This window comes from Paenibacillus barcinonensis (genome assembly GCF_003217495.1).
Taxonomy (GTDB): domain Bacteria; phylum Bacillota; class Bacilli; order Paenibacillales; family Paenibacillaceae; genus Paenibacillus; species Paenibacillus barcinonensis.
The window spans coordinates 1-11,214 of the sequence record NZ_QJSW01000033.1 but is presented as its reverse complement, the minus strand read 5'-3'; the positions used below and the strand labels follow the sequence as shown (position 1 = coordinate 11,214).

Genomic DNA, 11,214 nt, shown 5'->3' with positions numbered 1-11,214 from the left:
TACACAAATCCACAGGGTTGTGGATAGTATGTTCATAACTATGTGTGCAACTGTGTAGTTATCCACAGCTTTATACACAGTATGTTAACAACCCGAATATTTGTTCGCTGTATAATTGCGATTTGGAAGGAGTTTTATAGCCATGAATGACCTTTTTCACCAGTCTGAGCTCACAGAGCTATCCGAGCAAGAACAACATGAACATTGGATGAGGCATGCTATTGCAGAAGCACAGAAGGCGGAAGCGCTTGGTGAAGTGCCCATTGGTGCTGTCATCGTGCGAAACAATGAAATTATCGGCCGAGGATACAATCTGCGGGAAACAACACTGGATTCAACCGCCCATGCCGAGATGGTTGCCATCCGTCAAGCCAGCGAAGCCATTGGTGCCTGGCGGTTATTGGACTGTTCTCTCTATGTTACACTTGAACCCTGCCCTATGTGCGCCGGGGCGATTGTTCAGTCCAGAGTCCCCCGTGTCATCTTCGGTACAGCCGATCCCAAGGCGGGATGCGCAGGAACGTTAATGAACCTGCTCCAGGAACCGCGGTTTAACCACCGTACCGAGGTCATCCCGGACGTGCTTCAGCCAGAATGCTCAACAATGCTCACCCAATTTTTTAGAAAGTTGCGAAAAAAGGTGTAACCTTGTAACATAAGAAAACATTATGCACAAGAAAGGATGTTTTCTGAAATGACAATCACACTGTATGATACCGCCCACGGCATAAGTCTTCGGCTACTTGCTACTCAGGATGCGCAAGCCTATCTGGAATTGGTACAGCAAACACGTATCCCTTATCAGCCGGTTGAACCCGTTCGGGATGATGAGTTTTATACGCTGGATGCACAGATTCGGCGGATTGAGGATCGGATAAAAGCTGCTGACGAAGGTACTGGTTATCAGTTCGGCATTTTCACAATTAAGGATGATCTGCTTATAGGGCAAGTCAGTCTGAACAATGTGGTACTTGGCGTTGCGCACTACGCAGACATGGGATATTTCATCCACCCGGATTATCAGGGCGGCGGCCGCATGACAGCAGCGGTTAAGCTGGCGGTGGCATATGGCTTTCGTGCCTTGAAGCTGAACCGGATTCAGGCCGCAGTATTGCCTACCAATAAAGGCTCTCAGCGTGTTCTGGAGAAGAACGGATTTCAGCCTGAGGGTATCGCTCGTAAATATTTGAAGATTAATGGCATGTATCAGGATCACCAGGTCTATGCTGTGCTTGCAGAGGATTTGGAAGAAGAGCTACAGCAGCCCTAGCCGCTGATGGAATTATCGCAGTTAGGGTTACATATTAATAAACCGCACCCTTCTCTGATAAAGGGATAGTGCGGTTTTTTTATACACAAAAACCGCCTGATGTTCAGGCGGTTTCGCGAGCAGTTTGTAGATTAATATCCGTAGGAGGAATTCATCAGCTTCTCGAACTCTTCCATTGTAATCACATCTGCACCAGTTGGGATGTTGATTTTGAATTCCGGCTTTTGGTTGATCTTAGTGTATGTGTTAGAGCCTGTGAAAGCCAGCTTCAATTCGTCTTTGGTACCTTCAGGTTTGATCAGCATGTCAGCGACCATTTTTTGATATACCGGGAAGTCGTTTTTATCCAAAGCGAAGTCGATGTTAAAGGTGTTGATTGTCAGAACATCTTTCAATTTATCCAGATCTTTCGTCATTTCAGCCTGATCTGTTGCATTCATTTTCAGATCGTCTTTCGCCTTGTCGATATCCGCTTGGCTCAATTGCAGCATATCCCGATATTCTTCTTTGGATACAATATCCATTACCTTAGGCAGCGCCTTAGTTACCAATACAGTAACGGCTTCTTTCACATTGTCATTGTTTACTGAGAATTGTACAACCTGCTTTGCATTTACACCCTCAGGCAATTTTGCATCTTTGGTATCCAGGTTTTTGAAAAATTTAGCTTGATCATACTCACCCAATACCGCATCCATCAGCTCATTGCTCAGCTTCTGAGTTTTGGCTGCATCCAGTGCATCCGGGTTCCATTCCGTACCCTCTTGCTCAGCAAGTTTTTTCAGGTCAAATTCAATGAATTTGTTAACGATATTTTCTGGAATAGGGAAGAACGGAATATTCGGTACTTTGACATACATTTTCTCTTTGGTCAGAACCATAGGAATGTTGAACGTCATGCCCATATCGCCTTTAAGCTCGATACCAACGGTCATCTCTGTCTGCATTGGCTCGCTTTGATATACACCCGTTACGTTCAGCTGTGCATCCTTCAACATGCTCATAAACTGAGTCATGCTTGGATCTGTCTGAGACGCATCCCCCGGTTTATAGCTTAATTCATTGATTGTAAAGTTGGAACTCATCTCATACGACGTTAGTTTAGAAGCATTCGCCGCGGCGGTCTTCAATGCTTCCTTCGGTTCCTGCTTGCTGCTACATGCTGTTAAAGCCAAAGATACGGTTAACAACAACGTAAGAAGAAGCGCCCCCATGCGTTTAGTCATTTGTTTCTCTCCTCTCGTGATAACCCCAAAAAAGTAACTCAATATCAATGATATACCATCTGCACAGATACTGAAACCTAATTTGGGAAATTTGTGATTCTTCCTCTTTAAAATGGCTACAAAGACCTATGTCAGGTACGGGATGTTCTGACTGCTAGTCTTTCCATTATGTATGAATACGCAAAAGCCCCTTGTATGGTAACAAGGGACTTTCAGATTGGTTCAATTCTTTCATGCGACGCACCCCATGCGCCAACAATTATTGGAGTTAGCCTTGAGGATTCAGGTGATCCACATGGTTCTGATTTTTCACCTTTTTGGAGCCAGACATAGGTTCCTGCATCGCGGAGCGCTTGGATGAATGGCGATGCTGCTGGTTATCCTGAGCTTCCGGTACAGGGACCGCTTTCGGTTTACTCATATAGAAGCCTCCTCATCATAATATTTAGGAATGGGACGGGTCCCGGTCTTCTGTTTTATCATGATTCAACGCATCCTGATGACGACGATCATTGGTATCCTGCTGAATTTGCTGGGCATGGTGACTGTTCACACCAGTCTGTTCAAGATCTCCAACGACATTTTGCAAATTTTTATCTATGCCTGCCTTCGCTTTGGTCAAAGTGTCACAACTCCTTCAAGGTTCATTAGGAATTTGTTATAGATTGCAGGGACTGAGCACATTCATGAATATGTCTGGTGTAATCATGAGCGAGCTCCTGAATAGGCTCTGTTCGTTCATCTGTTGTCCGCCCATCCCGTTCCACATCAACCAGCTCAACACTGACCTCACGAGAATCAACATATTGACATTTAAAATCAAAAGAATACATCTCGTGACCTGCTGCTGCAATGTGTATCCGAATCGCTTGTTCGTTGGCCTCATCGGCCATTACCTGCGCCTGATCGCCTGCATTCAGGACTTGTGGCAAACGATCCTGCCACGCACCTACAAGTTCGTTCTGATCTATGTTTAGCTCGCGGTTCATCTTAACCACCTCCACCTCTATAACGTGCGGCAAAAATGTCGTTTTTATGCATACTGTGAGCTGTATTATAGCAACGGTAGATCCCTCTCCCGGCTCATATCTCTGGGGTATGAAAAATCAAAAAAGGACCCGAGCATGATCGCTCGAATCCTTGTTATAAGTGTAGTATGGCGGAGAGGGTGGGATTCGAACCCACGTGGGCTTGCACCCTAACGGTTTTCAAGACCGCCCCGTTATGACCGCTTCGGTACCTCTCCAAATATTCATTTTATAAACTTGCCACGAAAAGTATCATACCATAGATCGGTAATGAAGTGCAAGTTATTTGTTTGAAATTTATGCTGGAGCCTTAGGTCAACCATCGACAGCACTACAACACACGCATCATCCGTTCCACCCGCCATCCTCAAATGGCGAATGGAGTGAAGATGATTAGTTGTGAATATGCGATCTCAAGCTTCGTACTATTTACGACGAGCGATGACTTCAATTCCGCCCATATAAGGACGTAGTGCTTCTGGAATAATCACCGTACCATCCTCTTGCTGATAGTTCTCCAGAATAGCCGCTACTGTACGTCCTACAGCAAGTCCTGAACCATTCAGTGTGTGCACAAACTCAGGTTTCGCCTTAGGCTCTCTGCGGAAACGAATATTGGCACGACGTGCCTGGAAGTCTTCACAGTTGGAGCAGGATGAAATTTCGCGGTACGTATTGCTCTCTGGCAGCCATACCTCGATATCATATGTTTTAGCCGAAGTGAAGCCCATATCTGCTGTACAGAGCGTCAATACACGGTATGGCAATCCCAGCAGCTGCAATACACGTTCTGCATTCTGTGTCATTTTCTCCAGCTCATCATACGATGTCTCCGGTGTGGACAGTTTAAGCAGTTCTACCTTGTTGAACTGATGCTGACGAATCAAGCCGCGAGTATCCCGTCCAGCTGAACCAGCCTCCGAGCGGAAGCAAGAGCTGTACGCTACAAAATGCTTCGGCAGATCATCTACATTCAAAATCTCTTCGCGGTGGTAGTTTGTTACCGGTACTTCTGCTGTAGGAATCAAATAATACTCCGTATCTCTCAGCTTGAACAGATCCTCTTCAAACTTCGGCAGCTGCCCTGTGCCAAACAAGCTGTCCCGATTGACGATATATGGAGGCAGGATCTCTTCGTACCCATGCTGATCACTGTGCAAATCCATCATAAAGTTGATCAGTGCACGCTCCAGACGCGCCCCAAGCCCTTTGTAAAAGGTAAATCGGGAACCCGTTACTTTAGCGGCTGCTTCAAAATCAAGGATATCCAGCTCCTGTGCAATCTCCCAGTGCGCCTTAGGGGTAAAGGCAAACGACTTTGGCTCTTCCCAGCGACGAATTTCCACATTATCCGCTTCAGACGCTCCCACAGGTACACTCTCATTCGGAATGTTAGGGATCGCCATTGTCAGATCGCTGATTTTCACTTCAAGCTCACGAACTTCTTCGTCCATCGCTTTGATGCGATCGGATACTTCACGCATTTCAACAATAAGATCATCCGCATTCTCACGGTTTTTTTTCAATCTGGCTACTTCTGCGGACACCGTATTGCGACGACTCTTCAGGTTCTCACTCTCCTGCAGCAGTTCCCGGCGCTTAGCGTCCATTTCGGTAAATCCTGCGATCAGATCGATTGATTTACCGCGGTTGTTCAATGCTTCCTCTACTCGTGCATATTCATTCCGCAATATTTTTACATCAAGCACTACGTACCCCTCCTAGATAAGCCCGCATATCGGACCCCATATCAAACCTACGATTCGAACTCTTATGCAAATAAACAATATATCTATTATAACCTAATCCATGCCAATAACCGAAAAAACAACCTATGTCCCCCGTGCCGCCCTCTGCTGCGATTCCCGCTATGCAGCAGTTACAAGCAACATGAGGCATCCGTCCGGATTAAGCTGCCGCAGCGGCCTTGAGCAGACGGCTGAGGAGTGATCCGAGGACCGGGAGATCATAGGTTGTGCATCATACATTATTTTGCTTCTACAGATTGTTTATAAGCTTTGGCCATGTCAACAAAATAAGCATGCAAGCGATAGTCGTCTGTTAACTCGGGATGATACGAGCACGCAAGCAAATGCCCCTGACGTGCTGTCACAATCTCATCGTTATACGTTGACAGAACCTCTACTCCGTCGCCAACACTCTCAATTAACGGAGCACGTATAAATACAGCGCGTACCGTCTCATCAATGCCTTTGACTGGCAGATCGGTCTCAAAGCTCTCTCTCTGTCTTCCAAATGCATTGCGGGACACGGTCATATCCATGAGCTCCAGATGAGCCTCATCCTGCCCGTGAATATGCTTAGCCATAACGATCAGACCCGCACAGGTTCCGAATACAGGCTTGCCTTCTGCGGCGAAGGCACGAATCGCTTCCATAAATCCGTATTTGCGCATCAGCTTGCCGATTGTTGTACTCTCACCACCCGGCAGAATCAGACCGTCCAGTTCTTCTAACTGCTGAACCTGCTTGATAGCTATACCTTCGGCCCCAGCACGTTCAATACTACGTATATGCTCTGTAACAGCACCTTGAAGTGCCAAAACACCGATCTTCATCAGTCATTTCCCCTTCTCTTACCAGCCGCGATCTTGCATACGCTCGGAAGGTGCAAGTTTGGAAATTTCGATACCCTTCATTGGTGCTCCGAGATTTTTGGAAACCTCTGCGATCAATTTGTAGTCCGTGTAATGCGTCGTTGCTTCTACAATCGCACGTGCAAACTTCTCAGGACTGTCGGATTTGAAAATACCTGAACCTACGAACACCCCATCCGCTCCAAGGTGCATCATGAGTGCAGCATCTGCCGGAGTAGCTACGCCACCCGCTGCAAAGTTAACCACTGGCAATTTACCGTTCTCATGCACATCCAGTAGTAGCTCGTAAGCTACGCCCAGGTTTTTCGCTTCGGCATACAGCTCGTCCTTAGACATATTTGTCACTTTACGAATTTGGCTGTTGATGAAACGCATATGACGCACCGCTTCAACAATGTTACCTGTTCCCGGCTCACCTTTCGTACGAATCATGGATGCTCCTTCACCGATCCGGCGAAGTGCTTCACCCAAGTCTTTCGCTCCACATACAAACGGTACAGTGAACTCATGTTTATCAATATGGAATACTTCATCCGCAGGAGTCAGTACTTCACTCTCATCAAGGTAATCCACGCCCAGCGACTCAAGAACTTTCGCTTCTACATAGTGACCGATACGAGCTTTGGCCATAACAGGGATCGTTACAACTTTCATTACTTCTTCCACAATCGTTGGATCGGCCATACGAGCCACTCCACCTGCTGCACGAATATCGGAAGGAACACGCTCAAGTGCCATTACTGCCGTTGCACCTGCTGCTTCCGCAATTTTAGCTTGCTCAGCGTTCATAACGTCCATGATAACGCCGCCTTTTTGCATTTCAGCCATACCTCTTTTAACGCGTGATGTTCCCGTTTCCATATTCCAAGCCCCCCGTAGTGTATGTGTGGTCTCCCATTTTTAATAAGCATAAAACTGCTTGTTTCCTCATGAAAGAACCTTAGACTTTTTTACTTTAATACGTCGAATTCTAACTTGATATTTTACCGTAAAAAACGTAAATATACAATCCACTCATTCGGTATTAGTTTGTATTTTTCGGTTAGAACAAGTTTTTGATCCCGTCGAACAGATCAACGAAGAAATCTTTGATTGCACGGAAGAACAGACGGAACCATCCACCCTTTTCTGCTTCTTCAGCGGTAATCAGGTTTACCGTTTTCTCCTGTGGCTCCATTCCCTCTGCCTTGTAAGTATAGGTTACTGTGCCTACCTTGGTTCCTGCCTTCAGCGGTGCAACCAGTTTGTCCGCTTCTGTTACACTTGCTTTAAACGTCACATTCAGGTTTTGAGTTCCTTTAGGCACGACAAAGCTTACCGCATTATCTGTAACGACCGGAACGGTCGTCTCTTTCCCTTTTTTCAAAGGTACCGATTCCCAGCCTGTCACTTTGGTTTTTCCTGCAACAGCTTGTTTAACCTCGAAATTGTCGAATCCGTAGTCCAGCACCTTTTTTGTCTCTCTAAAACGTGCAGATTCGGAATCAGTGCCCATAACTACGCTGATCAGACGCATGCCGTTACGTTCAGCCGTACCCGTAAAGTTGTTGCCGGCATTGCTTGTGTGGCCTGTTTTCATGCCATCCAGACCTTCGTAGGCGTAGCTTTTGAAGTTGGTTATATTTTTATTCGCTTCCAGCATCCAGTTATAGTTGATAATAGGCGCTTTATCGTTAGCACGGAATTTGTAGGATTGAATGGTTGTGAAGTCCTTGTAGTCCGGGTGATCTCTAACAATATATCTGCACAGAATCGCTGCATCCATCGCTGACATTACCGTTTCCTTATCTTCTGCCGGACGGAATTCAGCTGGCATATCTTTTCGGTCCAGACCGGTAGAGTTAATGAAGTGAGTATCCTTCATCCCCATACGTTTGGCTTCTTCATTCATCATTTTGACGAACTCTTGCTCCGATCCTGCCACATACTCAGCGAGCGCAACGGTAGCATCGTTCGCTGAACCAACAGCCATCGCAATATACAGATCCTTCACCGTGTGCTTGTCACCTTCGGCAAGGAAAATACGTGACCCGATACTTTTCGCTGCATTCTTACCAACTTCAACGACCGTATCCCAGCCAAACTTACCTTGCTTAACCTGTTCAGCAACGATATATTCCGTCATCATTTTGGTCATACTTGCTGGCGGCATTGCTTTATCAGCATTCACCGACAAAAGGATCTCGCCTGTGGAAGCTTCCATCAGAACTGCCGATCTCACATCAAGTCCAAGTGAATCGACTGACGGAATGCTCACAGCCTTTGCTGGTGTTTTCGCAGTAGCTGCTGCTGCCGTCAGAACCTGACCAGAGTTGTTCCCCGCCGCCATCACTGGCATTACCGCAGACATACACAGCATGTTAAGCAACATAACGGAGGCTACGCTCTTTTTAAGGATTTGACGTTTCTTCTTATTCATGTGTTTGGCTTTCAATTGATGAATACTCCCTTCGATCCGAAGCTTCTGAATGAGATGCCTCAGTGCAGCTGAAGCTGCCCATTTTCTTAGTCCCTGTCCATGTGTTAATGGATGTGTATCTCTGTTATATGCGCTGTATCGAAATGAGCAAATTCGTTGCTCTAACGTCCAGATCAATGGTCACTTCGTTCGCATCTTGCCGATTGCTTATGTATCTTCATCAGACATCGGCTCTCCTTATCGTGCATACGCTAAACGGACTGCACAAACAGACTGCACTTACGCAATAAAATAGTACGACAATGATTCACATCAAAAAATCGCCGCAACGCCCATATCCATCCTCGGACGGTCACCGCTTGTTCTATTCTATCACAGGGGTATCCGCAAAAAAAGACAAGCCCGGCGAAAATCGCCGAGCTTGTCCTGGAAATCATTAACTCTCTTCGGATTACAACGAATAGTTAGGTGCTTCTTTGGTAATCTGTACGTCATGCGGATGACTTTCACGAAGACCAGCGCCTGTAATACGGATGAAGCTTGTATCGTTGCGCAATTGATCCAGGTTGCTCGTTCCGCAATATCCCATACCCGAACGCAGACCGCCAATCAGCTGATGGATTGTATCGGACAACGGCCCTTTGTAGGCTACACGCCCTTCAATACCTTCAGGAACCAGTTTTTTGTCATCATCCTGGAAGTAACGGTCTTTACTGCCTTGTTTCATGGCACTCATGGAACCCATACCACGATATACTTTGAAACGACGTCCTTGATAAATCTCGGATTCCCCCGGGCTTTCTTCCGTACCTGCAAACAAACTTCCGAGCATTACGGCATGAGCGCCTGCAGCAATAGCCTTGGTGATCTCTCCAGAGTATTTGATACCGCCATCAGCGATAATCGGTACGCCGTACTCACGTGCTACAGTAGCACAGTCATATACTGCTGTAACTTGCGGAACGCCGATGCCTGCAATAACACGAGTGGTACAGATCGAACCCGGTCCAATGCCGACTTTCACGACAGAAGCACCTGCTTCAATCAGTTCACGTGTTGCTTCGCCTGTTGCTACGTTACCTGCAACGATGGTCAGATCAGGGAAACGTTCACGTAGCTGACGAACCGCGTCGATAATGTTGATGTGATGTCCATGTGCCGAGTCAACCGTAATCAGATCCACACCCGCATTAACAAGCGCCTCTGCCCGTTCAAACGTGTCTTTGGAAATACCGATTGCAGCTCCGACCAACAGACGGCCATGAGCATCCTTTGCCGCTTGCGGGAATTGAATTGCTTTTTCAATATCTTTAATGGTGATAAGACCTTTCAATGTGTTGGACTCATCCACCAATGGAAGTTTCTCAATTTTGTGCTTCTGCAAAATAACCTCTGCCTCTTGCAGAGTTGTACCAACTGGTGCTGTAACCAAGTTCTCACGCGTCATAACTTCACTAATTTTAATACCGTAGTCATGAATAAAACGCAAGTCACGGTTCGTCAGAATCCCTACAAGCTTCTGATCTCCTTCTACAATGGGCACACCAGAAATCCGGTATTTTGCCATAACTGCTTCAGCATCAGATACCAGATGGTCAGCAGTCAATGAGAATGGATTAGTGATAACGCCGCTTTCTGAGCGTTTAACCCGATCCACCTCTTCTGCTTGTTGTTCAACAGACATATTTTTATGAATAATACCAATACCGCCCTCACGTGCAATAGCAATCGCCAAAGTCGCCTCTGTGACAGTATCCATCCCTGCACTAATCAATGGAATGTTTAATTTGACGTTATCGCTCAAACGAACGGATACGTCCACTTCTTTTGGCAGTGTCTCGGATTTCCGCGGCACTAGCAATACATCATCAAAGGTGAAGCCTTCTTTACCAAATTTATCTTCCCACACGCAAGTGTTCCTCCTTATGTTTGCTCAGCTTTACGGACCAAAACCCGAAGATTCCAGGCTGTATTTTATGCCGAAAATACGTTTTCTGAAAATATATTATTGTCCATCTTAGCAAAGCGATATTTAGAATGTCAAGGGAAACTCCTTGGATATCTCAGTTGTATTCTCCCTTGTACACAACTGTGCTTGTTGTGTGGACATGTTGTGATAACATAACAAAAAAAGCGCCCATTCATTCAGACTGGCACGCGCACTTTCATTGTTATTTACGTTAAGATTTCCTCAAATGTACAGTTTTATGTCTCATATAATGAGGATATGGATACCTCAGTATAGTAAAAAAATAAAAACCACCACCGAATATCATCGGCAGTGGTTCTTTGCTTGGCGGCGTCCTACTCTCCCAGGACCCTGCGGTCCAAGTACCATCGGCGCTAGAGGGCTTAACGGTCGTGTTCGGGATGGGTACGTGTGGAACCCCTCCGCCATCGCCACCAAACGCGATTGGATCGAAGTTATCTTCTTTCCATTCAGTGAATCTGAAAATCATACCCACATGAAGTGATGTACCGATTTCCATTTCACCATTCAGAGTGTTGTTCTCTGAAAACTAGATTCGAAACGAAACTTACGCTCATTAGCTTGCTTATTTGGATAAGCCCTCGACCGATTAGTACTGGTCAGCTCCATGCATTGCTGCACTTCCACCCCCAGCCTATCTACCTCGTCGTCTTCAAGGGGTCTT

The 11,214-nt window shown here is 46.2% G+C and carries 11 protein-coding genes, 1 tRNA gene and 2 rRNA genes; 2 read left to right on the top strand and 12 right to left on the bottom strand.

Annotated features, from left to right (window positions below; all coding sequences use genetic code 11):
• The first annotated feature begins 142 nt into the window (after nt 1-142).
• Both tadA and DFQ00_RS26890 read left to right on the top strand, forming a co-directional pair.
• Nucleotides 143-646: a tRNA adenosine(34) deaminase TadA gene (gene tadA / locus DFQ00_RS26895; protein WP_110899505.1), complete on the top strand. Its 504-nt coding sequence runs from the start codon at nt 143-145 to the stop codon at nt 644-646.
• A gap of 48 nt (nt 647-694) precedes the next feature.
• Nucleotides 695-1,270, top strand: a complete 576-nt coding sequence (locus DFQ00_RS26890) for a GNAT family N-acetyltransferase (RefSeq protein ID WP_110899504.1) — start codon at nt 695-697, stop codon at nt 1,268-1,270.
• 131 nt (nt 1,271-1,401) lie between these two features.
• On the opposite strand, the gene DFQ00_RS26885 is transcribed toward DFQ00_RS26890, so the two are convergent.
• From DFQ00_RS26885 to DFQ00_RS26835, 12 genes are all read right to left on the bottom strand, one after another.
• A complete protein-coding gene (locus tag DFQ00_RS26885) occupies nt 1,402-2,496 on the bottom strand; it encodes a hypothetical protein (RefSeq protein WP_110899503.1) in 1,095 nt (364 codons plus the stop codon).
• A gap of 268 nt (nt 2,497-2,764) precedes the next feature.
• On the bottom strand, nt 2,765-2,917 hold the full coding sequence (locus DFQ00_RS26880) for a small acid-soluble spore protein P (RefSeq protein WP_110899502.1): 153 nt from the start codon (nt 2,915-2,917) through the stop codon (nt 2,765-2,767).
• A 24-nt stretch (nt 2,918-2,941) separates the two neighbouring features.
• On the bottom strand, nt 2,942-3,118 hold the full coding sequence (locus DFQ00_RS29350; RefSeq protein WP_167433853.1) for a hypothetical protein: 177 nt from the start codon (nt 3,116-3,118) through the stop codon (nt 2,942-2,944).
• 25 nt (nt 3,119-3,143) lie between these two features.
• On the bottom strand, nt 3,144-3,485 hold the full coding sequence (locus tag DFQ00_RS26875) for a hypothetical protein (protein ID WP_110899501.1): 342 nt from the start codon (nt 3,483-3,485) through the stop codon (nt 3,144-3,146).
• Between the two features lie 168 nt (nt 3,486-3,653).
• Nucleotides 3,654-3,742 (bottom strand) — tRNA-Ser (locus DFQ00_RS26870).
• A gap of 207 nt (nt 3,743-3,949) precedes the next feature.
• On the bottom strand, nt 3,950-5,233 hold the full coding sequence (gene serS, locus DFQ00_RS26865) for a serine--tRNA ligase (RefSeq protein WP_110899500.1): 1,284 nt from the start codon (nt 5,231-5,233) through the stop codon (nt 3,950-3,952).
• 278 nt (nt 5,234-5,511) lie between these two features.
• Complete coding sequence (pdxT, locus tag DFQ00_RS26860; protein ID WP_110899499.1) at nt 5,512-6,102, bottom strand: pyridoxal 5'-phosphate synthase glutaminase subunit PdxT; 591 nt, start codon at nt 6,100-6,102, stop codon at nt 5,512-5,514.
• Between the two features lie 18 nt (nt 6,103-6,120).
• Nucleotides 6,121-7,002, bottom strand: a complete 882-nt coding sequence (pdxS, locus tag DFQ00_RS26855; protein ID WP_062329598.1) for a pyridoxal 5'-phosphate synthase lyase subunit PdxS — start codon at nt 7,000-7,002, stop codon at nt 6,121-6,123.
• 181 nt (nt 7,003-7,183) lie between these two features.
• Nucleotides 7,184-8,575, bottom strand: a complete 1,392-nt coding sequence (locus DFQ00_RS26850) for a D-alanyl-D-alanine carboxypeptidase family protein (protein WP_110899498.1) — start codon at nt 8,573-8,575, stop codon at nt 7,184-7,186.
• Nucleotides 8,576-9,011: 436 nt separating this feature from the next.
• Nucleotides 9,012-10,469 carry an IMP dehydrogenase gene (gene guaB, locus DFQ00_RS26845; protein WP_110899497.1) on the bottom strand — a complete coding sequence of 486 codons (1,458 nt, stop codon included), beginning with the start codon at nt 10,467-10,469 and terminating at the stop codon, nt 9,012-9,014.
• A gap of 382 nt (nt 10,470-10,851) precedes the next feature.
• Nucleotides 10,852-10,968, bottom strand: a 5S ribosomal RNA gene (gene rrf, locus DFQ00_RS26840).
• A gap of 151 nt (nt 10,969-11,119) precedes the next feature.
• Nucleotides 11,120-11,214, bottom strand: a 23S ribosomal RNA gene (locus tag DFQ00_RS26835); the annotation flags it as partial.